At 77.5% G+C, this 26,993-nt stretch carries 3 protein-coding genes (1 of these 3 only partly in view); all 3 read right to left on the bottom strand.

Going from position 1 to position 26,993, the window contains the following annotated elements:
• Tightly spaced (each overlapping or abutting the next), the 3 genes in view from ACZ6EJ_RS05455 to ACZ6EJ_RS05445 form a layout consistent with a single transcriptional unit that may run on beyond the window.
• Positions 1 to 9,031, bottom strand: partial view of an SDR family NAD(P)-dependent oxidoreductase gene (locus tag ACZ6EJ_RS05455; protein WP_469264814.1) — the 5' end (the start) only. 10,664 nt of this gene lie to the left of the window's left edge; the window shows 9,031 of its 19,695 coding nt (coding positions 1-9,031); it begins with the start codon at positions 9,029 to 9,031; its stop codon lies beyond the left edge, outside the window.
• Positions 9,031 to 13,671 carry an amino acid adenylation domain-containing protein gene (locus ACZ6EJ_RS05450; protein ID WP_469264813.1) on the bottom strand — a complete coding sequence of 1,547 codons (4,641 nt, stop codon included), beginning with the start codon at positions 13,669 to 13,671 and terminating at the stop codon, positions 9,031 to 9,033. Before ACZ6EJ_RS05450 ends, ACZ6EJ_RS05455 begins: the two co-directional genes overlap by 1 nt.
• A complete protein-coding gene (locus ACZ6EJ_RS05445; RefSeq protein WP_469264812.1) occupies positions 13,668 to 26,993 on the bottom strand; it encodes an SDR family NAD(P)-dependent oxidoreductase in 13,326 nt (4,441 codons plus the stop codon). Before ACZ6EJ_RS05445 ends, ACZ6EJ_RS05450 begins: the two co-directional genes overlap by 4 nt.

The raw sequence follows: 26,993 nt of genomic DNA, 5'->3' as shown, positions 1-26,993 counted from the left end.
CCAGGCTCGGGCCGCGGAGGTCGAGGGCGTACGAGACGCGGTTGGCGATCGAGGCGTAGCCCATGCCTCCGGCCAGGCCCCGTTCGTCCTCCAGGAGCTGGTAGTGGCCGTACATCACGCCGACGTACACGCCGACGCTGCTGCCGCGCAGCCGGGCGCGGGTGTAGCCCGCGTCCTCCAGCGTGTGCCAGGCCGTCTGCAGGAAGAGGCGTTCCTGGGGGTCGGTCAGCTCGGCCTCGCGCAGGGACATCTGGAAGAAGCGGGGGTCGAACGCGTCGATGCCGTCGAGGAAACCGCCCCAGCGGCTGACGGGGGTCCCGTCGGCGTCACCGAGCGCGTCGGCGTCCCACCGGTCGGCCGGGACCTCGCGCACGCAGTCGCGGCCGGCGCGCAGGTTCGCCCAGAAGGCGTCCAGGTCGTCGGCCATGGGGTAGCGGCCGGCGACGCCGACGATCGCGACGCGGTGGCCGGGGGCGGCGGGAGGGGCGGCGGGGGCGTGCGCGGCGGCCCGAGGAGCGGGTGCGGGCGGCGCGGGCAGCAGCTCCCGTACCCGGTCGGCGCGGCGTTCGACGAGGTGGTCGGCGACCTCGCGGACCGTCGGGTGCTCGAAGAGCAGGGTGGCGGGCAGGTCGCCCATGCGTTCGGACAGGACGTCCACGATGCGGGGCACGGTCAGCGAGTCGACGCCGAAGTTCTCGTACGTCTCGTCGAGCCAGATCCGGTCGCGGGGTATCTGGAGGACCTGCTCGAAGGCGTCCTTCACGTACGCGCGGGCGGCTTCGGTCAGCGCGTCCCCGGCGGCCCCGGCGTCTGCGGCGTCCTCCCCGGCGGGCGGCGCGGGCGACGCGGGGGGCGGCGCGGCGGCCTCGGGCTGCGGGCTCGCCCGGCGGGCCGGTGCGGCCGTGTGCGACTCCGCCGTGCGCGCCTCGGCGGTAGGCGCCTCGGTCGTGTCCCGCGCCGCGTGGGCCACGACGACGTGCTGGGTCAGTGCCTCGTCGGCGGGCAGCGCCCGGCTGCGGGGGAAACCGGCGAGCCGCAGCGCGGTGCGCCAGCCGGACGCCGACAGCAGCGGGGAGCCGGGCAGACGCCGTTCGGCGTCCCGGTGCAGCCACCACCCGTCGAGCAGGCCGAAGGTGAGGGTGGCGGTCAGGACGTTGCTGCCGGCCTCGTTGAGCACGAGCCGACCGCCGGGTTTGAGGAGCCGGGCTACCGCGCGCAGGGTGGCGACCACGTCGGGGGTGGCGTGCAGGACGTTGGCGGCCACGACCAGGTCGGCGCAGCCGGGTGCGAACCCCTGGGCCGTGGGGTCGGCGGAGATGTCGAGCCGCTGGAAGCGGACGAACGGGTGCTCGGCGGCGAACCGCTCGCGCCCGTGCTGGAGGAAGGCGCGGGAGATGTCGGTGTAGACGTAGGAGACGTCCGCGCCGGAGGCCGCCAGGGCCGGCAGGACGGCGGCCGTGGTGCCGCCCGTGCCGGCGCCGATCTCCAGGACGGTGAGGGGCCCCCGGCGGTCGCGTACGCCGTCCAGGACCGCGCCGACCACGAGTTCGTTGGCGCGGTCCACGACGGGGCTGCCGCTGTAGGCGCCCTCGACGAGCGCGGTCGATCCGTTCGGGAACAGCACGTCGGTGGCGCGGACGGTGCCGCGCAGCACGCCGAACAGGCCGCGCATACAGGGGGTCAGGAGCCGGTCGAAGCGGTTCAGGGCGGGCCGGGACGCGCACAGGGCGGCCAGGTCGCCCTCCGGATCGCCGGGGACGGGGCGGTCGGCCGGGGTCCAGTGGCCGTCGTGCTCGATGAGGCGGCCGCCCCGCGCCAACTGCCGCAGCAGTTCGTCGAGGAGGCGGCGGCGTGCCGGTACGGCGCCGAGGCGCGCGGCGAGCCCGTCGCCGGTCCACCGCTCGGCGGGGCTGAGGAACACGCGCTCGTGCCGGAACAGCTTCCACAGCCAGCCGTGCAGGATCTCGGTCAGGCGGCGGTCGTCGGCCTCGCTGAGCAGCCGGGCGACCGGGGGCAGCGCCGCGAGTGCGGGCACCAGCGCGGGGTCGTCGGCGGGGTCCTCGCCCGCGGGCGCGCCGTCCGCCCCGCCGTGCGGCTCCGCGCCGACGGCGGCGAGCGCGGGCCCGTCGGCCTTGACGACGACGACCTGGCGGTCCGGGCGGCCCAGGACGGCGTGCACGGCGGCCATGCCCTCGCGCGGGGTGATCGAGTGGATGCCGGTGGCCGCGAGCCGGGCGCGGTGGCGTTCGTCCGCGACGATGCCGACGGTCCCCCAGTAACCCCAGTTGATCACGGCGACCCTGGCGTCCAGTCGGCCGTCGAGATGGTGGGCGTAGGCGTCCTGGAAGGTCGACCCGGCGGCGTAGTTGCCCTGCCCGGCGCTGCCGGACAGGGACACGGCGGAGGAGAGGAACAGGACGAAGTCGAGCCCGGCGGCGTCGGCGAGCGCCGCGTGCAGGGCGACGGAGGTGCGGGACTTGGCGTCGAGGACCGTGCGGAAGGCGTCCTCCGTCATGGTCGCAACGGTCCGGTCGTGCAGGACGATCGTCGCGTGGAGGACGCCGTGCAGCGCGCCGTGGTCCGCGCGCACCGCGCGGACCGCCTCGCGCAGCGCCGCCGGGTCCCTCGCGTCGGCCCTGCGGTAGTGCACCAGGGTCCCGGTCGGGTCGATGGCGCGCAGCCGCTCGCGCCGGTCGGCGTCCAGTTCGCCTCGGCCGAGCAGGACGACCGTGGCCCGGTAGCGGTCGACGAGCCAGGCGGCGGTCTCCAGGCCGATGCCGCCGGCCCCGCCGACGATCAGGTAGACGCCGCCGTGCCGGATCGCCTCCCGCGGCGGTGCGGCGGCGACCGGGACGAGCCGCCGCCGCAGGAGCGCCGTGCCGCGCAGCGCGTACGGGCCGCCGGCGGGGACGTCGAGGACGGCCGCGGAGGGCGGGTCGGCGCTGGTGCGGTCGACGACGGCCACCCGCCAGCGCGGGTGCTCCTGGGCGAGCGAGAGGGCGAGGCCGTGCAGGCCCGCCGCGTACGGGTTGCCGACCGGTTCGCCGGACGTGGTGAGCGCGTCCTCGGTGACGACGGTGAGGCGGAGGGCGGAACCGTGCCGCTGCCGGGCCTTGGCGAGCCGGAACAGGGTCAGCACGCCCCGCTCCTGGGCCGCTTCGAGCGCGTCGACGTCGTCGGTGGGCGCCCCGGCGCGGGGGCCGAGCAGCACGATGTGGTCGGGGCGGCCGGGGGCGTCGGCGGCCCGGCCGGGTTCCAGTTCCACGACGGGGCCGCGCGACCGGGCCGCGAGGACGGCGGCGAGGTCGGCCGACTCCGTGCCGCGCACGATCCAGGTCGTGCCGTCCAGAGGGGCCGGTTCCGGTTCGGGCAGCGCGGACCAGCGCGGGACGTACATGAGGCCGTCCGCCACCGCGCCACCGGTGTCCGCCGCAGCCCCGCCGGTCGCCGCGACGGCCGGTGGGAGCGTGCCCGGCGCCGGCCGCAGGCTCAGGTCGCGCAGCCGTACGGTGACCCGGCCGGTGGTGTCGGCCAGGGTGAGGTCGTAGCGGTCGGGGCCCGCAGTGGTGACATGGGCGTAGCCGTCCTCGGTCACCGGGGACAGCACCTCGGCGGCGGCCAGGGCGAAGGGCGCCATCGCGGGGCCGGCGGTGCGGTCCCGCAGGACGGCGAAGGCGTGCAGGGCCCCGTCGACGACGGCGGGGTGCAGGGTGCAGCCGGTGAAGCGGGCGGCCTGCGCCGGGACCCGTATCCGGGCCAGCGCCTCGCCCCGGCCGGCGGCGACCCAGGCGACGGCCCGCAGGGCGGGGCCGTAGACGAGTCCCGCGGCGGTGAGGTCGGCGTAGAGGCCGTCGCCCTCGTGCCGGTGGGGCAGACGGGCGAGGAGGTCGTCGAGGGGAAGGGCGGCCGGCGCAGGGTCGGTCCAGGGCTCCAGCCGCCCTTCGGCGAGGAGTTCGCCGTCGCCGTCGCACAGGTCGAAGGCCAGCCCGGCGTCCGTGCGGCGCAGCCGGGTCACGGCCGTGCGCTCGGCTCCGGCCACGGTGAGGGGTCGCAGCCAGCGTACGGCGGTGAGGCGGAACCGCTCCCCCGCCCCGGCGGCCTCGGCGGCCGCGTGCGCCATCGCGAGGACGGCGGCGGCGGGGAGCAGTCTGACCTCGCCGACGCGGTGGCCGTCGATGAGGGGGTGTTCGGGCCCGAAGGCGGTGCGGAAGACCGGGCCGTCGAGGCTGCCGTCCGGGTCGAGGGCGTCGAGCAGGGGGTGCCCGGCCCACGCGGCAGGCGGCTTGGGCGGCGAGGGCGGCGAGGGCGGCGAGGGCGGCGAGGGCGGCGACCAGAGGGTGTCGGTGAGCCAGCAGCGGAGCTCCTCGAAGGGGTATCCCGGCAGGGGGACGCGCCGTCCGTCCGTCTCGGGCCACGCGACGGAGGCTCCGGCGGCCCAGGCGGCGGCCGCTTCGGCCGGGTCGGTGGCGGCGGGCGCTGGGCGGGACGCGCCGCGCCCGCGGGCGCTGCCGGTCCAGACGCCCGCCGGGTCTCCGCCGCGCAGCCGGGCGAGCAGTTCGGTGCGCGTGGCGGCCTGGACGACCATGCGGTCCGCCCACGCCTCGCGCCCGTGCTGGAGGGTGAACGCCACGTCCGCCAGGGGCGGGTGCGGCGCGGTCTCCAGGGCGTCCGCCAACCGGGCGGCGAGCAGCGGCAGCCGGTCGGGCGTCCGGGCGGAGAGCGGGAAGAGCCAGGGCCCGGTCCGCTCGCCCCGCGTCGGCCCGCCCGTGTACTCCTCCACCACGATGTGGGCGTTGGCCCCGCCCGCGCCGAAGGAGCTGAGGCCCGCCCGGCGGGGGGCGCCGTCGCGCCGGGGCCACGGGGCGAGGTCGCGCTGCACGCGCAGCGGGGTCCCGTCGAAGTCGATGTCGGGGTTGGGCGGGTCGGCGTGCAGGGACGGCGCGAGTTCGCCGTGCCTCATCTGCAGCAGGACCTTGCACAGTCCGGCCATGCCCGAGGCGGACTCCAGGTGTCCGACGTTGGACTTGACCGAGCCGATCGGCAGGCTGCGCGGCGGCAGGCCCGCACCGCCCAACGCCCGTGCGAGGCCGCGGATCTCGATCGGGTCGCCGAGAGCCGTGCCGGTCCCGTGCGCCTCCAGGTAGCCGAGCGAGGCGGGGTCGACGCCGGCCTCGCGCAGCGCCCGTTCGACCAGTGCGCCCTGGGCGACGGGGTTGGGCACGGTGAAGCCGTTGGTGCGGCCGCCGTGGTTGACGCTGGTGCCGAGGATGACGCCGTGGATGTGGTCGCCGTCGCGTACGGCGTCGGCCAGCGGCCTCAGCAGCACCGCGCCGACGCCCTCGCCGGGGACGTAGCCGTCGCCGTCCGCGCCGAAGCTGCGGCACCGGCCGTCGCTGGAGGTGAAGCCGCCCTGGCCGAGGAAGCGGTACTTGTACGGGTGGACGTGGAGGTTGACGCCGCCCGCGAGGGCGAGGTCGGTGTCGCCGGAGCGCAGGTCGCGTACGGCCAGGTGGATCGCGGTCAGCGACGAGGAGCACATCGTGTCGACGCCGAGGCTCGGTCCGTCCAGGCCCAGGGTGTAGGAGACGCGGTTGGCGATCGAGGCGTGGGAGGAGGCCCCGATCCGGCCGTCCTCGGCCTCGTGCATCTGGTAGAGCCCGTACATCGCGCCCACGTACACGCCGACGCGGTGCGGGCGCAGGTCCGCGCGGGTGCGGCCGGCGTCCTCCAGGGCGTGCCAGGCCGTCTGGAGGAACAGCCGCTCCTGCGGGTCGATGATCTGCGCCTCGCGCGGTGACACGCCGAAGAACAGCGGGTCGAACAGGTCGATGCCGCGCAGGAAGCTGCCCCACCGGCTGTAGCGGGCGGCCCGGTCGGCGGGGGTGGCCGCGTCGTAGGCCCGCCAGTCCCACCGGTCCGCCGGGATCTCGGTGACCAGGTCGCGGCCCGCCCGCAGGTGCGCCCAGAACTCCTCCAGGGTGTCCGACTCGGCGAAGCGGGCGGCCACGCCCACGATGGCGACGGGCATCGGCCCCGGCGAGGGGGCGGCGGGGCCGGAGGGCGCGGGCGACGGGGCGGTGGCCGTCGGCGGCGCGGCCGGGGTCGGCTCGGCGCTCGGCGCGGGCGGCTCGGGGGCGGTCGGCGTCGCGGCGGCCGGGGCGGGCTCGGGTGTGCTCGGCTCGGGTGCGGCCGGTGGTGCGGGCGTCGGCGTCCCGGCGGGCGGTGCGAGTCGCGCGATGCGCGGACCGTGGTGCTCGGTGAACCAGCCGGTGAGCGCCCGCAGGTCCTGGTACTCGAAGAACAGGGTCTTCGGCAGCGACCCGAAGTGCTCCTCCAGCCGGCGCGTCAGATCCATGACCAGGAGCGAGTCGATGCCGAACCGTTCGAAGGGGGTCTGCGGCCCGATCTCCTCGGCGGGCAGCTCCAGGACGCGGGCGAGGACCGCCCGCAGGAAGTCCTCGGCGGCCTCCGCGTCCGGCGGCGGCGCGTGCGCTGTGCCCTCCGCCGCGTCGGCCGGAGCCCGCGACGGCTCCGGCGCGGGGCCGTCGAGGAGCTGCCGCAGCCGTGGCAGGTCGCCGTGCGCCACCAGGACGTGGTCGCCGTCGTGGCCCAGCGCGCGGTCGAAGGCGTCGAGCGCGGCGGCCGTCCCCATCGCCGTGAGGCCGAGGCCTCGGGCCGCCCGGGCGGTGCGGGCGGCGTCGACGGGTATCCCGCCCTCGGCCCACAGCGACCAGAGCACGGACAGGCTCCGGCCGGGCCGGTCCGCACCGCGCCGCCAGGCCGCGAACGCGTCGAGGAAGCGGTTGGCGTAGGCGTAGTCGGTCTGTCCGGGGCTGCCCGCCGCCCCCGACAGGGAGGAGAAGACGACGAAGAAGTCGAGGGGGTCGCCGGCGGTGGCCCGGTCGAGGTCGAGGGTGCCGTCGACCTTGGGCCGCAGCACGGCCGCGCTGTCGTCGTCGCTCTTGTCGGCCAGCAGCGCGTCACGGGTGGTGCCGGCCAGGTGCAGGACGCCGTGGAGCGGCCCGAAGGAGGCGTGGACGCGTGCGACGAGGTCCGCCGCGGCGCCGGGGGCGCCCAGGTCGGCGGGCAGGTAGTGGACGTCGAGCCCCGCCGCGCGCAGCTCGGTGAGGTCGGCCCGCGCCGAACGGCCCGTCAGCACGTAGCGGGCCGGGCCGCCGAGGTGCGCGACGAGGTGGCGGCCCAGGACCCCCGCGCCCCCGGTGACCAGGACCGTGCCGTGCGGTGTGAGCGGGGCCGCGGCGGGGTGCACCGGCTCCCAGCGGGGCGTCCGGCGGCCTTCGGGCCCATGGCGGACGCGGAAGGCGTGCGCGGCGCGGGCCTCGCTCGCCGCGGCGGCCGCGATGCCGTCCGCTCCGGCCTCCACCACCGCCACCCGGAACTCCGGGTGCTCGCGGGCGAGGGCGCGGCCGAACCCTTCCAGGGCGTACACGCGGGCGTCCTCGGCCGCGCCCGTCGGACGGAAGAGGTGCAGCACCCGCACCGGTCGCCGGGCGGGCTGGGCGGCCCAGGCGCGGAACAGGCGCAGCAGTCCGGGCAGGGCGTCGCCGGTGTCGAACGCGGAGCGGACGACGGTGAGTTCGTCACCGCAGGGGAAGACGGCGTCCACGGGCACCCGCTCGGCGTCGGGGAGGGCGGGTTCCCGCGTCCGGTCCCGCCCCTCGTCGAGCAGCACCGTCCGGGCGGGGCGGGCGCCGGTCGCCGCCGGGTCGTCGTGCCACCGCTGGACGAGCAGGTGGGCCCGGTGGGAGGGGCCGGGCCCGGCCCCGCCGTCGACCGCTCGGGTGACGACGCCCCGCAGCCGTACGCGGACGTGGCCGTCGTCGTCCGTGAGGGACACGTCGTGGCCGGCAGGGGTCGCGGCGGCGTGGGCGTAACCCTGTTCGGGCAGCGGGCCGAACAGGTCGACCGCGTCCACGGAGAACGGGAGCCGCCGGGCGCGCGGGGCCGAGACGTCCTCGTCGGTCCACAGGCAGACCTGGAGCATCGCGTCGAGGAGGGAGGGGTGCAGGGTGAAGTCGGTGAACGGGCGGTCGGCCGCCGCCGGGACGGCGACCCGCGCGAGGGCCTCGCCCGGTGCGGAGCGCACCGAGCGCAGGCCGCGCAGGCTCGGCCCGTAGCCGCCGCCGAGCGCGGCGAACCGGGCGTAGCACTCCTCGGCCGTCGCCGTACGGGGCAGCCGGGAGCGGACGGCGTCCAGGTCGACGCCCGGCGGCGGGGGGGACGGGTGGAAGCGGAGCGTGCCGGTGGAGCAGAGCACGCCCTCGGCCGCGCCGTCGGTGCGGCGGACCTCGTAGGGGACGCCGTCGGCGGAGGGCGCCAGGTGCAGGCGCAGGCGCACCGGTTCGGTCTCGACGGTCACGGGGCGGGCCCACAGGACGTGGTCGATGCCCGTCGCCCGGCCGTGGCCCAGCGCCTCGGCGGCGGCGACCGCGAACTCCAGCGCCGCGACCGCCGGCAGGAGCCGGACCGGGCCGAGGGCGTGGTCGCGCAGGTAGAACTCGTCGCCGGTGAGCAGCCGTTCGGCCGTCCCGCCGGTCAGGGCGGCGGGCGGGGCGAGCCAGTACCGCCGGGTGGGCCGGGGCGGGCGGGGCAGAGAGAGTCGGGGCGGGCGGCCGCCGGGCAGCTCCGGCCAGGCCACGGTGGCGCCGGTGGTCCAGTGGCGGGCGATGCGGGCCAGCTCCCCGGCGCCGGCCGGCCCGGCGGCCTCCTCGTCGGCGGCGGCCTCCTCGCGGTCGGCCGCCGACGGCGTGTCGGACGCCGACCCGGTCACCGCTCCCGACAGGTCCCGCAGGCGGGCCGCCAGGTCGGGGAGGCCGGTGGTGATAAGGGCGAGGCGTTCTGGCAGGGGCTCGCGGCCGACCTGGAGGGTGTGGACGACGCCGTCGAGCGGGGCCGCGGGGTGGGCGTCCAGCCAGTCCGCCACATCCGCGCGGTAGCGGTCCAGCTCCGCGCGCCCGTCCGCCGAGAGGACGACCAGCCGGGCCGCCGTGTCCTGGGTGCTGTCGTTCATCAACGCCTCCCCGCCTCTTCGACGACCACGTGCACGTTGCTGCCTCCCATGCCGAACGAGCTGACTCCGGCGCGGGCCGGCGTGCCGTCGGGCGTCTCCCATCGCCGCGCCTCGGTCTGGAGCCGGAACGGGCTGCCGGTGAGGTCGATCATCGGGTTGGGCGTCCGCAGGCCCACGAGGCCGGGCAGCGTGCGGTGCCGCATCGCCAGCAGCGCCGTGACGAGGCCCGCGACGCCGGCGGCGGCCTCCAGGTGGCCGATGTTGGTCTTGACGGACCCGACGCCGGTGCGTCCGGGCGTCACCGGGACGTCCCAGTCCGCGTGCAGTCGCCCGAACGCCTCCTTCAACGCCTCGATCTCGATCGGGTCGCCGAGCGGCGTCCCGGTCCCGTGCGCCTCGATGTAGCCGATCGTGTCGGGCGCCGCCCCGGAGGCGCGGTGCGCGGCGAGCACGACGTCGCGCTGTGCGCGCGGGCTGGGGACGGTGAGCGAGTGGGTGCGCCCGCCGTGGTTCTCGGCCGAACCGATCAGCACGCCGTGCACGGGGTCGCCGTCCGCCAGGGCGCGGTCGAGGAGTTTCAGCGCCAGCAGCACCACGCCCTCGCCCCGGCCGTAGCCGTCGGCGCGCTCGTCGAACGTCTTGCAGCGGCCGTCCGGGCTGAGCATCCCGGCGCGGCGCAGCCCGGTGAAGCCGTGCGGCGCGAGCAGCAGGTTGGCCCCGCCGGCCAGGGCCAGGTCGCATTCGCCGTGCTGGAGGGCGCGTGCGGCGCGGTGGACGGCGACGAGGGAGCTGGAGCAGGCGGTGTCGAAGACGGCGCTGGGCCCGTGCAGGTCGAAGGCGTAGGAGATGCGGTTGGCGGCGATCGAGGGGACGTTGCCGAGCAGGAAGTGGTCGCCCGCCTCCGGGGAGCCCGGTGGGAGCAGGCTGAGGTAGTCCGCGCCGCTGAGCCCGACGAAGACGCCGGCGCCGCTGCCGGTGAGCGCGGCCGGGACCTGCCCGGAGTCCAGCACGGCGTCGTACGCGGCGTGCAGCAGCAGCCGTTGGCGCGGGTCCATCTGGGCGGCCTCGCGGGGCGAGATCCGGAACAGCGGCGCGTCGAAGGCGTCCACGTCCTCGACGAAGGACCCCCGGAACGCCTCCGGGAACACCTGGGCGGAGAAGCCGCGCTCCATCGGGTACGGCCGGGTCAGGTCGCGGCCGGCGGCGAGGTGCGCCCAGAACTCGTCCAGGGTCGCGGCGGCCGGCAGCCGTGCGCCGATGCCGACGACGGCCACCGGCGGGTAGCCGCCGCCCCCCTCGGTCGGCCGGGGGCGGCCGTGCGCGGTGGCCGCGGCGAGGGCGTCGGGGTGCTCGCGCCCCAGGTGGGCGGCGAGCGAGGCGAGGTCGGGGTGGGAGTAGAAGACCGTGGGCCGTACGGTGATCGCGAACCGTTCCCGCAGGGCCACGGCCAGCCGGGTGAAGCCGATCGAGTCGAACCCGGCCTCCCCGAGCGGCCGGTCGACGGGGATCGCCGCCGCGTCCACCCCGGCGACCTCCGCGGCGGCCTCCCGCAGCCGCGCCAGGGCCCGGTCCCGCTCCCCCTCGCCCCGGCCCCCGGCGGCCCCGTGCGTGCCGGTGCGGGCGGCGGGCCCGCCGCCGTCCGGCCGTCCGTAGCGCCGCTGGATCTCGTCGAGCGGAAGGGTGGTCAGGGGCCCCACGTCCACCTTGGCGTTGGGCGTCAACGGGAACCGTGCCAGGGCCACGGCGCGCGAGGGGACCACGGGGCCGGGCAGCCAGGCCCGGCTGCGCCGCACGGCCTCCGCCGCGGCGGCCGGGGCCGCCGTCGTGAACGCCACCAGTCGCGGTTGGCCGGGAAGGTCCTCGCGGACGACCACGCGGACGTCGTCGACCTCGCCGGAGCGCCGGACGGCGGCCTCCACCTCGCCTAGTTCGACGCGGTGGCCGCGCAGCTTCACCTGCCGGTCGGCGCGGCCGAGCAGCACCATCTCGCCGTCGGCGGACCAGCGGGCCAGGTCGCCGGTGCGGTAGAGGCGTCCGCCGCCGAGGGGGTCGCGGACGAAGCGGTCGGCGGTGAGGTCCGGCCTGCCCCGGTAGCCGCGGGCGACGCCGTCGCCGCCGATCAGGAGTTCGCCGACCGCGCCGAACGGCACCGGGGCCAGGTCGGGGCCGACGGTGCGGAAGACGGTGTTGGCGAGCGGGGTCCCGACCGTGACCGGCCGGTCGCGGCGCACGCGCTGCGCGGAGGACCAGATGGTCGTCTCGGTCGGGCCGTACATGTTCCACAGTTCGCCGCACCGGTCCAGGAGCCGGTCCGCCAGTTCGCCGGTGAGCGCCTCCCCGCCGCACAGCAGCCGGTGCACCCGCCCGGCCCAGCCCGCGTGCAGCAGCATCCGCCAGGTGGCGGGCGTGGCCTGGACGATCGTCGCCCCGGACTCGTCGAGGAGGTCGGCGAGGGCGAAGGCGTCGCGCGTCACCTTGGTGGGGGCGATGCGGACGGTGGCGCCGCGGGTGAGCGGCAGCAGCAGTTCCAGGCCGGAGATGTCGAACCCGGCGGTGGTCACCGCGAGCAGCGTGTCGTCCTCCCCGCAGCCGGGACGGACCGCCGTCGCGGTGAGCAGGTTGACCAGGTTCCCGTGGGTGACCTCGACGCCCTTGGGTTCGCCCGTCGAGCCGGAGGTGTAGAGGACGTACGCGAGATCGGTGTCGCGGCGGGCGACGGGGGCGGCCGGCGTCGCGGCGTCGAGGCCGGTCAGCGGGATGCGGACGCCCGGCGCCCCGGCGGGCAGCCGGTCGGTCAGGCCGGGGTCGACGACCACGGCCGCGAGGTCCGCGTCGCCGGCGATGTGGGCGAGCCGGGCGGCGGGGAAGTCGGGGTCGAGCGGCACGTAGGCGGCCCCCGCGGCCTGTACGGCGAGCAGGGCGACGACGAGGGCGGCGCGCCGCTCCGCCAGCACGCCGACCAGGTCGCCCGGACGCACGCCGTGCTCGATGAGGAGGCCGGTGAGCGCCCGCGTCCGCCGGGCGAGTTCGCCGTAGGTGACGGATTCCGTCTCGTCGATCACGGCGGTGCGCCCGCCGGCCCGGCGGGCCCGCGCGAGGACGAGGTCGGCCGCGGTGACGTCGTGGGGGCGGGGCGCCGCGGTGGCGTTGGCCCGTTCGGTGAGCCGGTGTTCGGCCGGGGTGGCGAGGGGGATGTCGCCGAGGCGGCGGGACGGGTCGGCCGTGAAGGCGTCCAGCAGCAGGCGGTAGTGGTCGGCGAACCGCTCCGCGGTGGCCCGGTCGAACAGCTCCGGGTCGTACTTGACGTAGACCAGCGCGCCGCCGCCGCGTACGACCACCTCGACGACGAGGGGGTTCTCGCCCTCCTGGGTCAGGTCGAGCGCGTCCCGGAAGACGGTCTGGCCGGCGGCCATGTCCTGGTCGCCGCCGACGCCCTGCTGCATGTAGAAGCCGATGCCGAACGCGGCGTCCTGCCCCGGCCCGCCGGGTTCGCCGTCCGGCGTCCGGCGCAGGTCGTCGACGACGGAGGCGAACGGGTAGGCGCCGTGGTCCTCGGCCTCCGCCATCCGCGCCCCGGCGGTGGCCACGAGGTCCGCCGCCCGCAGGTCGGGGGTGCACTCCAGGCGCAGGACCACCGGGTTGATCAGGTAGCCCACGGTGCGGTCGAAGCGGTGGGAGGGGCGGCCGTCGGTCGGCACCATCACGCTGATGTCCCGGTGGCCGGAGTGCCGGTGCAGCAGGGCGGCGAAGGCGGCGAACACCACGCTGAACGGGGTGGCTCGGGCGGCGCGGGCGGTCTCGCGGACCGCGTCCCAGGCGGTCTCGGACAGCCGCAGCCGGACCGTCTCGCCGCGGGTGTGCGCGGCGGGGCCGGTCGGGGGGCGGTCGGCCAGGGCGTCCAGGACCGGGGCGGTGGAGGCGCCGGCCAGCCGGTCGCTCCACCAGCGGCGGTGCTCGGCGGCCTCGGGGCCGTCGAGCATCGCCCGCTGCCACCGGACGAACTCCTCGTAGGGGGCGGCGGCCTCCGGGGGCGGTGGCGGGTGGCCGGCGGCCAGCGCGTCGTGGCAGGCGACGATGTCGCGCAGCAGGAGGTGGCTGGAGACGCCGTCGGTGATCAGGTGGTGGAAGACCAGGAGGAGGAGCGTGCCGCCGTCCGGCGCGGTGATCAGCCACATGCGGTGCAGCGGGTCGTGTTCGAGGTCGAAGGGGCGGCGCACCAGGTCGCGGACCCGGACGGCGAACTCGCCGTCGGTGACGTGGCCGAGGTCGAGCCGGACCACCTCCGGGGGCCGGTCGGTCACCTCCTGCACCGGCCCTTCGTCCGTCAGGCGGAGGGCGACGCGCAACTGCGGTCGGCGTCGCACGACGGCGGCCAGCGCCTCGGCGAGCCGGTCCGGATCGATGCCGTGCCCCAGCCACAGGCCCAGCGGCAGGTTGTACGACACGGCTCGCGGGTCGTCGGCGTGGATGGCCCACAGCGCGGCCTGGCCCCGGCTGAGGGGGTACGGGCCGCAGGGCACGGGGGCGGCGGTCTCCGGGGCCGCCGCCAGCGCGCGCAGCAGCGGCTCGGCGGTCTCGTCGGGCACCTGGCCGGCGGCGATCGCCTCCAGCAGCGCGCGCAGGTCGCCGTCCTCGCTCATCGGGCGACCCCTCCCTTCAGCGCGGCCAGCGCGTCCTCCACGCGGAGGCTGCCGTCGCGCAGGCCCGCGAGGAGGGCGGCGATGCCGTCCGGGGGCGGCGGGGTCGCGGTCCGCTCGGCGGGGGGCGCGAGCTCCGCGCCGGCGGCCTCCGGCCCGTCCGCCGGGCCCGTTCCGTCCGCCGGGCGTGGGCCGGGCGTGTCCGGCGGGGCGGCCGGCAGGGGGCCGTACGCCGTGAACACCGCGTGCGCCAGCGACCGTACCGACTGGGCGACGCTGAACATCCGGGTCGGGATGTCCACTCCGTAGGCCGCGCCGAGATGGCGGCTGAGCCGGCGCAGGCCCAGGGAGTCGACGCCGGCGTCGGACAGCAGCCGGTCGGCGGGCAGCCGCTCCGGCCGCATCCCCAGGTGGGCGGCGACGAGCCCGCGCACCCGGTCGCGGACGGCGGCCTCGGGGTCGCCGTCGGGCGCGTCCGACGGCGGCCCGTCCTCGGGTCCCGGCACGGCGGGCGGGGCGGCGGCCTCCCGCGCCGGGCCGGGCGCGGTGTGCTCCCGCTCCTCGTGCACGGCGCCGTCGAGCCCTGTGCCGCCGTCCGCGCCGGGGTCGGGCCCGCCGCCGGGGAGGAGTCCCGCCTCGTCGGCCTGGACGGCGTCGAACCGCTCGCCGGGGGTCAGCCAGTAGCTCTCCCGCGCGAAGGCGTAGGTCGGGGCGGGCACCCGCCGGGGCGTTCCGCCGGGCCACAACGAGGACCAGTCGACGGGCGCGCCGCCGACCCAGAGCCGGGCGATCTTGTCGAGGCGGCCGGCGTCCACCACGGCCCGCAGGTAGCCGCGCCCCTCGGGGCCGTCCAGGAGCAGGGCGGTGGTGGCGTCCCTCCCGTCACCGCTGAACGCATCGGGCGCGGTCCCGCCGGCCAGCCAGGTCTCCAGGGCCTCCGCCAGCGCGCCCGCCGAGCCGGCGACGACGGCGAGGCGTTCGGCGAACGCGTCCCGTCCGGCCTGCAGGGTGTGGGCGAGGGCCGCGCCGTCGATGTCGCCGTGGGCGGGGAGCCATGCGGCGAGCCTGCGCGCCTGGTCGCGCAGCCGGTCGGGGTCCTTGGCCGACAGGACGAACAGCCACGGGCCGGCCGGGCCGGGCGCGGGCTCCTCCCGGTACTCCTCCACGACCACGTGGGCGTTGACCCCGCCGAGGCCGAAGGAGCTGACCGCTGCGCGCAGCGGCGCCTCGGTCCCGTCGGCCGCGCGGACCCGCCGCCACGGTTCGCGTCCGTTCGGCAGCCGGAACGGACCGCCCTCCAGGCGCAGATGGGGGTTGGGCGTGTCCAGGTGCAGGTTGTCCGGGATCTCCCGGTGCCGCAGGGCCAGCAGGACCTTGATCAGCCCGGTGACGCCGGCCGCCGCCTCCAGGTGGCCGGTGTTGGTCTTCACCGCGCCCAGGACGACGCGCTGCCCCGCGGGGGCGGCGCCGTGCTCCTCGTACAGCCGCGCGAACGCCGTGGTGAGTCCCTCGACCTCGACGGGGTCGCCCAGTTCGGTGCCGGTGCCGTGCGTCTCGACGTACGTGACGGTCGCCGGGTCCACCGCGGCGCGGCGGTGCGCCGTGACGATGCAGGCGGCCTGCGCGTCCGGGTTGGGCGCGGTCAGCGAGTGGGTGCGGCCGCCGTGGTTGACGGCGCTGCCCCGCAGGACGGCGTGGATGACGTCGCCCTCGGCGATCGCGGCGTCGAGGCGTTTGAGGACCACGACGCCGACGCCCTCGGCGCGGGCGATGCCGTCGGCGCGGGCGTCGAAGGTGCGGCAGCGGCCTTCCGGGCTCAGCATGTCGGCCTGGCTCATGTCCACGTACAGCGTCGGCGAGGCGATGACGTTGACGCCGCCGGCCAGGGCGACGTCGCAGTCGCCCGCCCGTATCGCCTCCGCGGCGCGGTGGACGGCGACCAGGGAGGAGGAGCAGGCGGTGTCGGTGGTCTCGCTGGGGCCGTGCAGGTCCAGCAGGTAGGAGAGCCGGTTGGAGAGGAGGGCGTGCGCCCTGCCCACCGTGCCGTAGCCGTCCTGCGGGACGCCGAGGGCGTGCTGGAGCTCGAAGTAGTCGTAGGTGCTGCTGCCGACGAAGACGCCCGTGTCCGTGCCTGACAGGGAGGACGGCGCGATGCCGGCGTTCTCGATCGCGGCCCAGGACGCCTCCAGGAAGAGCCGGTGCTGCGGGTCCATCGCCACGGCCTCGCGGGGCGAGATGCCGAAGAACCGCGGGTCGAACAGGTCGACCCGCCGCAGGAACCCGCCGTGCTTCGCTCGGGTCCGGAACGCGCCGGGCTCCGGGTCCCCGTACAGCCGGCGCCAGTCCCAGCGGTCGGCCGGGATCTCCCCCACCAGGTCGTCGCCCGCGGCCAGGTGCTGCCAGAACTCGTCGAGGTCGTCGGAGCCGGGCAGCAGGCCGGCCATGCCGACGATCGCGACGGCGACGGGTTCGCCGCCGTGCGGCGCGGGGGCGGACGGCGACGCGGCGGGGGCGGAGGCGGGCGACGGCACGGGGGCGGACGGCGACGCGGCGGCGACCGGCGCCGGGGCGGGGGCGGTCAGGCGGGCCGCGAGGGCGGGCCCGTGCCCGCGCAGGACGCGCTCGACGAGGTCGTGCGCGGTGGCCGCTCCGAAGAACGAGGCCGGGGTCAGGTCGAGGTCCCAGAGCGCGTTCACCCGGTGGCTCAGTCTCGTGTACATGATCGAGTCGAAGCCGTAGCGGCTGAGCTGCTCGTCCGGCGCCAGCTCGCCCGGCCGGACCCCGGCCACCTGGCGCACCAGGGCCAGCAGTTCGTCCGCGGCGGCCGCGCGCCATTCCCCGCCCGCCCCTGCGCCGGGGGCGGGTTCGGGCTCCGCGCCTCCGGTCGCCGCGCCGATGCGGGCGAGGAAGTCGTCCGTGCCCGAGACCACTGCCACCTGAACCTCCTGTCGGCCGAGCACCTGGCCCAGCGCGTCGAACCCCGCCTGCGGGGTGAGCGGACGGACGCCCGCGGCGGCCAGCCGGTCGCGGTGGCGTTCGGTGAGCGCGGAGCCGGACCAGGCGCCCCAGTTGACGACACGCACGGGGTAGGGAAGCCGGGCGGCGAGGTCCCGCCCGATGGCGTCCTGGGCGGTGCACCCGGCGGCGTAGGCGGCCTGTCCGGGGTTGCCGAGGAAGGACTGGACGGACGAGAACACCGCGAGGAAGTCCAGCCGCCGGTCGCCCAGCGCCTCCGCGAGCGCCGCGGTGGTGCGGCTCTTCGCCGCCATGACGCGGGCGAACCAGTCCTCGTCCATGGCGGCGAGCGACCGGTCCCCCGGCACGGTCACCGAGTGCACCACCCCGTGCACGGCGCCCGCCCGGTCCAGGACGGCCCGCAGGGCGGCCGGGTCGGCGGCGTCGGCCGCCTCGACCCGGACCAGGTCCCCCGAGGGATCGATGGCCCTGATCCGGGCGGCCCTGGCCGGGTCCGGTGCGGACCGCCCGACGAGGACGGTGCGTGCCCGGTGCCGCCGGACGAGGTGTTCGGCCATGTCCAGGCCCACGTCGCCGGTCCCGCCGACGAGGACGTACGTGCCGCCGTCGCGGAACACGGGAGCGGCGGGTCCACCGGCGTCCAGGGGCCGCAGGACCTGCCGGTGCCAGACGCCCGCGCGCAGCGCGTAGTCGCCGGGGGCGGTGAAGGGGACGGCGGCGGGGTCGTCCGGGCCGGTGTCGACGGTGGTGACGCGCCAGCGCTCGCACTCGTGCCGCAGTGACCGGGCCAGGCCCAGCGCCCCGGCGGCGGACGGGTCGGCGGGCGCGCCGCGCACGCCCAGCGCGTCGCGGGTGATGACGGTCAGCGCGAGTTCACCGGCCGCGCCGGGCCGCTCCTGGAGGTGCCGGACGACGCGGAAGAGGGCCCGGACCCCGGCCTCGCCCCCCTGGACCTCGGCGTGAACCGCGCCGGGCGTGGGCAGCGCGTCCAGGCTTGTGCCGTCGACGCGGTGGACCTCGGCCCCGGCGAGGTGGCGGGGGGCGCGGCCGAGGACCCAGACGGGGCCGGCGACCGCCCCGAGACCGGCCGGGGCGGCGACCGGTTCCCAGCGCGGGGCGTACATCCCCGGCGGGGCGGGGGGCGCGGGCTCGGCCGCCGGTGCGGGAGGCGGAGGCGCGGGCTCCGCCGCCGGTCGGGTGGCGGACAGCGAGAACCGCGCGGACGGCCCGGCGGTGGCGGGCTCCGTCGCCGGTACGGAGCCGGAAGGCGCGGGCTCCGCCGCCGGCCCGGACGCGGGACCGACCCAGCACCGGCGGCGCTCGAAGGGGTAGGTGGGCAGGGGGATCAACACACCGCCCTCCGGCCACGCGACGTCCTCCCCCGACACCCAGCGGTCGGCGGGAGCCGGACCGCCGGCCCGCGCCAGGGCGGGGTGGTCGGCCCCCTCGGCGGCGGCGGTCAGCGCGGCGGCGAGGGTGTCGCGGTCACCGGCGGTCACCGCGAGCCGTTCGGCCATGGCGTCCCGGCCGTGCTGGAGCGTGTGCGCCATGTCGGCCAGGTCGGGGACCCGGTCCACGGCGGCGCGCAGTGCGGCGGCGTACCGGAGCAGGGCCTGCGGGGTGCGCGCGGAGAGCGGGAAGACCCAGGGGCCCGTCGGCCGGGGGACCGCCGGGGCGGGCCCGGCCTCCTCCAGCACGACGTGCGCGTTGACGCCGCCGTAGCCGAAGGAGCTGACGCCGGCGCACCGCCGCCGGCCGGCCGGGCGCGGCCACGGGCGGGCCGTGCGCAGCAGGTGGAACGGGCTGCCGTCCAGGCGCAGATGGGGGTTGGGCGTGTCGAGGCCGGCCACCGGCGGCAGCACGCCGTGTTCCAGGGCGAGCAGGGTCTTGAGCACTCCCGCGATGCCCGCCGCCGACTCCAGGTGGCCGATGTTGGCCTTGACCGCGCCGAGGCCGCAGTACGGCTCGGTCGGGCGGGGGGCGCCCCGCCGGTCCAGCAGCGTGTCGAAGGCGAGCCGCAGGCCGTTGACCTCGACGGGGTCGCCGAGTTCGGTGCCGGTGCCGTGGGTCTCGATGTGGCCGACGTCCGCCGGGTCGACCCCGGCGCGCTCGTACGCCGTCGCGATCATGGCGGCCTGGGCGGCCGGGTTGGGGGCGGTCAGCGAACGGGAGCGGCCGCCGTGGTTGACGGCCGAGCCGCGCAGCCAGGCCCGGACGCGGTGGCGGCGGGCCCGGTCCGCGCCGGTCAGCACGACGAAGCCGTACCCCTCCGAGCGGACGAACCCGTCGGCTCGGGCGTCGAAGCTGCGGCACCGCCCGGTCGGGCTCAGCATTCCGGTGGCGCTGAGCAGGTGGTGGTCGCCGGGGGTCAGGACGAGGTTGACGCCGCCGGCGACGGCGATGTCGCACTCGCCCGAGCGGAGGGACTCGGCGGCCCGGTGGAGGGCGACCAGGGAGCTGGAGCAGCCGGTGTTGACCGGTTCGCTCGGGCCGCGCAGGTCCAGCAGGTAGGAGATCCGGTTGACGAGGATGGAGTGGGTGGTGGCGGTGGCCGCGTGGGCGTCGGCCGGCACGCGGGCGGCCCGGCGCACCTCGTCGTAGTCGTGCGAGCCGGCTCCGATGAACAGTCCGACGTCCGTGCCCGCGAGCGCGCCCGGCGCGAGTCCGGCGTCCTCCAGCGCCGCCCACACGCCCTCCAACGCCAGCCGCTGCTGCGGGTCCATGCCGTCGGCCTCGTGCGGTGAGACGCCGAAGAACAGGGGGTCGAACCGGTCGACGTCGTGGACGAAACCGCCGCGGCGGGCGTGCACCCCCGCGGGGAGCGTGCCGGGGTCCCACCGGTCGGCGGGCGCTTCGGTCACCAGGTCGTCGCCCGCCACCAGGTGCCGCCAGAACGCGTCCAGGTCGCGGCTGGCGGGCATCCGTCCGCTCATCCCGACGACGGCGACGCCCTCGGGAGGCGTGGCGCGCTCGGGAAGCGTGGCGCGCTCGGGAGGGGCGGGCGGGGGCGCGTCCTGGGCCGAGGGGCCGGGGGCGGTGGGCTCCGTGCGGTCGGGAGGCGGGGCGGCGCCCTCCTGTCGGAGCCGGTCGGCCAGGGCGCGCAGGGTGGGCGTCTCGTAGAAGAGGGCCGGGGTCACGTCCAGGCCGAGCTCCTCGTTCAGCCGGGTCGCGAGCAGGCTGTAGCTCACGGAGTCGAAGCCGTAGTCCCCGATCGGCCGGTCGGGGTCGAGGTCGGCCGCCGGGATGCCGGAGGCGTCCGACGCCAGGGCCGCCAGCGCGGCGGCGAAGTCCGTGGCGGGGTCTGCGGCCGCGGCGGTGGCCGCGACGACGTGCTGGAAGTTGCGGGTGGTCTCGTCGGGAGCGGGCAGGGCGGCCACCGCGGCGAAGCCCGCGTCGGTGAGCAGCCGGTTCCAGCCGGGCACGTCCAGCAGGGGTGATCCGGGCAGGCGCCGGTCGGTGTCGGCGTGGGCCCACCAGCCGTCGAAGAGCCCGTAGGTGACCGTGGCCGGCAGGGTGACGGTGGTCAGCTCGTTCAGCAGGAGTTCGCCCCCGTGGCGGAGGACCGTGCGCAGGTGCCGCACGGCGCGTTCCAGGTCCGGGGCGGCGTGCAGGACGTTGGCGCCGACCACGAGGTCGAAGCCGCCGGCGGGGAACCCCTGGGCGACGGGGTCGGCGTCCAGGTCGAGGCGTCGGAAGCGCACGAAGGGGTGCCGCGCGCCGAACGTCCGCCTGCCGTGGGCGAGGAAGGCGGCCGAGAGGTCGGTGTACCAGTACTCCACCCGCTCGCCGTACGGGTCCAGGGCGTCCAGCAGACCGGCGGAGGTGCCGCCGGTGCCCGCCCCGACCTCGAGGACCCGGACGGTCCGCTCGCCCCGCGGGTCGGCGAGGCGGCGGCGCACGTGGTCGAGGAGGCGTTGGGTGAGCAGGCCGTTGTAGAGGTCGCTGATGGCGTTGGACCGGTAGACGCGCTCCATGAGGGAGGTGCCCGACGCGGGGAACAGCAGGTCGGTGGCGAGGAGTTCGCCGCGCAGCAGCCGGGGGTAGTGCTCCAGGCACAGGGCCAGCAGCCGGACGAAGACCTCGGCCCGCGGGTGCGCTCCGGCGAGTTCCCCGAGCCGGTCCAGGTGCCCCCCGGCGCGCGCCTCGGCCAGTGCGTCCGGGGCGGGGAGGTGGCGTCCGCCGCGGACCTCGGTCAGCCCGAGCCGGCGGAGCACGTCCAGCAGGGTGCGCAGCAGGCGGTCGTAGCGGGGGGTGAGCCCGATGCGGCGGGCGATCTCGTCGGCGTCCGGGTCCGGTCCCCGCCACGCGCCGAGGTCGTCGAGGAGGACCAGGAGGGCGCGGGAGGCGTGCTCCGTCATGAGCCGGTCGAGGGCGTGGAACTCGTCCACCACCTGGAGGCCGGCGGCGTCGAGCCGATCGGGCGCGGGGGCGTCGTCGGCGGTCGGCGGCAGCGGGTCGGTCGTGGCGCGCGGCACGGGGGCGGTCGGCGGCACGGACGTGGCGCGCGGCGCGGGGTCCGCCGCCCCGATCCGTGCGCGCAGGTGCGCGGTGCCGGGTGCGACGACCGTCTGGGGGTCCGGGCCGCCCAGGGCGACGGCGAGGGCGGCGAAGCCGGTCTCGGGGGTGAGGGAGTGGAAGCCGGCCGCGGTCAGGCGCGCCCGGTTGGCGTCGTCGGCGACCGCGCCGACCGTGCCCCAGAAGCCCCAGTCGACGGTGCGCACCGGGTAGGGCAGCCGAGCGTCGAGGGCGTGGGCATAGGCGTCCAGGAAGGTGGAGCCGGCGGCGTAGTTCGCCAGACCGGGGTCGCCGGTGAAGGACTGGGTGGAGGAGAAGAAGACCAGGAAGTCGGGGCGGCGGCCGCGCAGGGCGTCGGCCAGGGCCGCCGCGACGCCGGACTTGGCGGCCAGGCTCCGGGCCAGGTCCTCGTCGGTGAGGTTGCGGACCAGCCGGTCGCGCTGGACCAGGGCGGCGTGCACGACGCCGTGCACCGGGCCGACGTCGTCGAGGAGGGCGGCCAGAGCGCGGGCGTCGGTCGCGTCCGCGCTCAGGTAGCGGACCCCGGCGGCGAGTTCGCAACCGGGCGACTCGCGGCGGCCGACGAGGACGACGCGGGCGTCCAGGTCGGCGACCAGGCGGCGGGCCAGGGCCGAGCCGATGCCCCCGCCTCCCCCGACGATGACGTACGTGCCGCCCCGGCGCAGCGGCACGGGGCCGGTGGCGGCCGGGGCGGGCCGCAGGACCTGGGTGTGGCGGACGGTCCCGGTGAAGGCGGCCCGTGTGCCGCGGGGGGCCGGGGAGAGGAGGTCGGCCGACTCGTGGTCCGGGTCGAGGTCGAGGACGGCGACCGACCAACCGGTGTGTTCGTTCTCCAGGACCCGTGCGAAGCCCGCGACCCCGGCCGCGTACGGGTCGGTGACCCGGCGGCCGGGCGGGGCGGCGGCCCCGCTGGTGACGACCGTCCAGTCCAGCTCCCGTACGCCGGACCACTGGCGGGCGTACCGCAGCAGCGTTTTCACCCCGTCCGCCTCGGCACGCGCGACCCGTTCGGCCTCGGTGGGGGCGGGCGGGGTGCGGCCGGTCAGGACGTACACCAGGCGCGGGGTGAGGTCGACCGGCTCGCCCAGGCGGGCGAGGACCGCCCGCGGGTGGCGGGTGGCGAGCCGGGCGGCGAGATCGGCGCGGTCGGCCGCGTGCAGGACGAGCACCGGGCCCGCCGCCGGGTCCGGCGGCGTGAGCCGCGGGGCCGGTTCCCAGACGGGGACGTCGACGGGGGCGGGCGGGTGCGCGGCCGGGGCGGACGCCTGCGGCGACACGGGCTCCCCGGCGGTCGCGGGCTCGCCCCGGTGCGCGGGTCCCACCGGCGGCGGGACGTCGACCCAGCACCGCACGCGGGCGAACGGGTAGAGCGGCAGGGCCACTTTGCGGGCATCACGGCCTCGGTGCAGGGCGTGCCAGTCGGGGGCGGCGCCGTCCGCCCAGGCGCGGGCCAGCTCGTGGGGGTCGGTGGTGCGCACGGCGGTGGCCGAGGGGTGCGCCGCCGTGCCCCGGTGGGCGGCGGGGGCGGGGTCGCCCGCGAGGAAGGCGCGCAGGGCGCGGCGCAGTTCCTCCAGGTCGGAGGCGACCACGGCGAGGCGCTCGGCCATCGGCTCCCTGCCGGTCTGCGTGGTGTACGCGAGGTCCGCGAAGGGGGCGTCCGGCCCGGAGCCCGCGGGCAGGGCCTCGGCGAGGGAGGCGAGCGTGGACCGGGCGTCGACGTGGGGCGCGGCGTCGGGGAAGCGTGCGGCGAGCGCGCGGTTCAGCTTGCGCAGGCCGTCCGCGTCGAGCCCGAGTTCGTCGAGTCCGGCGTGCGGGTCGGCGTCGGGGAGCCCGGCCAGGGCGGCCAGCTCCGCGACCGGGTCCCCCGCGGGCAACCGCGCGTAGCGCTCGGCCAGTTCGCGCAGCGCCTGCGGGGTGCGGGCGGACAGGGTCACGACCTGCGGCCCGGCCGCGGGGGCGTCGGGGACCGCCGGGCGGTCGTACTCCTCGACGATGACGTGGGCGTTGGCCCCGCCCGCGCCGAACGCGCTGATGCCTGCGCGGCGGGGGGCGTCGGCTCCGGGCGGCCAGGGGGCGTTCTCGCGCTGGACGCTGAGCCCCGTGGCGGTCCAGTCGATGTCCGGGTTGGCGGGGTCGGCGTGCAGGGAGGGGACGAGGGTGCGGTGGCGCAGTTGCAGCAGCACCTTCGTCAGGGAGGCGATGCCCGCGGCCGGTTCGAGGTGCCCGATGTTGGACTTGACCGATCCCAGCGCGCGGCGCGCGCCGCCGTAGGCGCGGGTGAGGGCGGCGATCTCCACGGGGTCGCCGAGCGCGGTGCCCGTCCCGTGCGCCTCGACGTAGCCGATCGAGGCGGGGTCGACGTCGGCCCGCTCCAGTGCCCGTCCGACCACGTCGGACTGCGCGGTGGGGTTCGGGACGTAGAAGCCCCCCGCGCGCCCGCCGTGGTTGACCGCGCTGCCCTTGATCACACCGAGGACGCGGTCGCCGTCCTCCAGGGCCCGGTGAAGCGGTTTGAGGACGGCGACCCCGACGCCCTCGCCGGGCACGTAGCCGTCGGCGTCCGCGCCGAAGGCCCGGCAGCGGCCGTCGGCGGAGACGAAGCCGACCTGGCTGAGGTGGAGGTACTTGTACGGGTGGACGATCACGTTGACGCCGCCGGCCAGCGCGGTCTCGCTGTCGCCGTTGCGGAGGCTGTCGCAGGCCAGGTGCAGGGCGGTCAGGGAGGAGGAGCACATGGTGTCCAGGGCCAGGCTGGGGCCGCGCAGGTCGAGGAAGTGGGAGACCCGGTTCGCGACCGCCGAGGAGAAGGAGGTGGGCAGCACCGGAAGCCGGTCCTCCACGCCCTGGCCGAGCATCTGGTACTGGGTGAACATCACTCCGGCGAAGACGCCCACCGGCCGCCCGGCGACATCGGACCGGGTCAGCCCGGCGTCCTCCAGGGCGTGCCAGGAGGTCTGCAGGAACAGTCGCTCCTGCGGGTCCATGGCCTCGGCCTCGCGCGGGGTGACGCGGAAGAAGGCGGGGTCGAACGCGTCGACGCCGTCCAGGAATCCGCCCCACTTGCTGTACGAGCGGCCCGGTGCGCGCCGGGGCGCGTAGAACCCCTCCTCGGCCCACCGCCCCGCCGGTATCCCGGTGACGCAGTCGCGGCCCGCCCGCAGGTTGGTCCAGAACTGGTCGAGGTCGTCGGCCAGGGGGTAGCGGCCGGCCATGCCGATCACGGCGATGTCCTGTGCACGGCCCTGCGCCGGGCCGCGACGGGACGGGGAGGGTTCGGGGGCGGGGGCGGCGCGGGGTGTTTCGGCCGCCCGGCCCGCCTCCACGGCGCCGGGGGCGTCCGGAGCGTGGGACGCGTCCGCGGCGCGGTCCGCCTCGGCGGCGACGGGCGCGTCCGCCGCCATGAGGCCGAGTGCGTGCCGGGCCCGGTCGGGGTCTCCGTGCAGGACGACGACCTCGGCGCCGGTGAGGGCCAGCGTCCGTTCGAAGACGTCCAGGCCCTCGGCGGTCGGCAGCGGGGTCTGGCCCTGGCGGTGGAAGTGGGCCTCGGCCGCCGGGTCCGTGCGCATCCCGCCCTCGGCCCACAGGGGCCAGGCGAGGGAGAGCAGTCCGCGCCGGCGGGCGTAGGCGTCCACGAAGGCGTTGGCGGCCGCGTAGTCGCTCTGCCCGGCGTTGCCGGCGACGCCGGTGACCGAGGAGAACACCGCGAAGAAGTCGAGGTCCAGGTGGCGGGTCGCCTCGTCGAGCAGGACCGTGCCGCGCACCTTGGGCGCCAGGACCGCCGACAGGTCCTCGGCGGACTTCGTCCGGAAGAGGCCGTCGCGCAGGACTCCGGCGGCGTGCACGACCCCGTCGAGCCGGCCGTGCCGTTCGACGACCCGCGCGACCAGGGCCTCCACCTCGGCCCGTACGGTCACGTCGGCGCGCGCGTACGGTCCGGCCATCGGTCCGGGGTCCGGTGTGCGTCCTGCCGACACGGCCGTGGCGCCCCGCTCGGCCAGCCGGGCGGCGATCCCGCGGCCGAGGCCGCCCGCCCCTCCGGTGACCAGGTAGACGCCGCCCCGGCGGATCGGGACCGGGGCGGGGAGTACGGCCTCGCGGTAGCGGCGGACCAGGCGGCCCTCCGGGGCGTGCCGGACCCACGGCTCGGCCGGGTCGGCGCACTCCGCGAGCAGTGCCCCGGCCTCGGGGGCGCCGTCGCACTCGACGGCCGTGATCGCCAGGCTCGGCTGCTCCAGGCGCACCGTGCGGGCGAGCCCGGCCACCGCGGCGGCGACGGGCGGCGGTCCGGCGTGCACGAGCGGGGCCGGGTCGTCCGCGAGGACCCGTGCCAGGGCCAGCACCTCGCAGCAGGCCGTCCGAACGGCGTCGGGCAGGTCCGCGCCGCTCTCCGCCAGGTGCACGACGGCCGCGGGTCGCGCGCCGAGGTCGGCGAGAAGGAGTCGCAGGTCTCCGGTCTCGTGCGGGCGCGCCTCGTACGCGTCGTGCGCGAGCCGCCGGAACGCGGGGCCCCGCCGCACGGTGGTCTGCCCGGGCCGCACCGGCAGGTCGCCGATCACCAGGAGCGTGCCGGCGGGCGGGGGCGCGGCGGGCCGGGGGGCCGGCTGCCAGGCGCCGGTGAGGCAGCGGGTCGCGGCGGGAGGGGCGTCGCGGGGGGCGGCCGGGCGGGGGCTCGGGCCCGCGGGCAGGATCTCCCGGAGGTGGGCGGCCACCGCGTCGACCGTCGGGTGCTCGAACAGCAGGGTCGGGTATAGGCGTACGTCCCAGCGCTCCTCCAACGTGCGCACCAGGGCGAGGAGGTGGGCGGAGTCGAGCCCCAGGTCGTAGAAGGCGCGGTCGGGGTCCACGGCCAGTGCGGGGTCGCCGGCGGTCCGGCGGACCAGTTCGACGATCTCGGCCCGCAGGTCGGCCGGTTCGCCGGTCGCGCGTCCGGCGGGGCGGCCCGCCGGGGCGGTCGCCGTCACCGGCGGCTGCTCGTCGGTGAGCCGGGTGATGGCCGCCGCGGAGCGGACCCGCTTGAACGTCAGGCCGGTGAAGCGGGCGGCGGCCTCCCCGGCCGCGTCGTACAGGTCGATGTCGGCCTTCACCACGTCGTCGCCCGTGGCGGGGCGCAGGGCCAGGTCGACGGTGCAGGTGTCGCCCAGGGTGCGGGACGCGCGGAAGGAGGCGATGTGCAGGGGGATGAGGGGGCGTCCGTCGGCGTCGGAGCCGTCGAAGGCGAGCGCGTACGCCTGCATGGTCGCCCCGTCGAGGAGGGCGGGGTGCAGCAGGAAGTCGTCCACCGCGGACCTGGCCTCGTCGCCCAGCGCGAGGGTGGACCGCACCCGCTCGGCCGTGGCCACCAGGGTGCCGGTGCAGCGCATGAACGCCCGGTGCTCGACGCCGGCCGCGCGTCCGGTCGCGTAGACCTCGCCGACGTCGCGCGGGGCGCCGGGCTCCACCGGCTCGGGGGATCCGTGGAGCGGGGGCAGGCCGGTGCGCAGGGTGGCCCGCAGGTGGGTGGTCTCCGCGTCGTCGAGGGGGGCGCCGTCGTGCGTGCGGCGGCTGGTCACCGTGGTCCGGTAGCCGGTCTCCTCCGGTTCGAGCGCGACGGCCAGTTCGCGGTCGTAGGCGTCCGTGGTCACCACCGGCCGGACGAACAGCACGTCGCTGAGTTCGCTCTCCTCGGGCGGGATGCCGCGGGCGGCGAGCAGGCGGCAGACCACGTCGAGGAGGGTCACGCCCGGCAGGGTGCGGACGCCGTGCACCCGGTGGTCGTCGACGATCGGGTGGTCCCGCTTCAGGTGCAGGACGCAGCGAACGGGCCGTCGGTGCAC

The organism is Streptomyces sp. NPDC041970, assembly GCF_055588985.1.
This window is presented reverse-complemented; position numbering and strand designations above follow the sequence as displayed.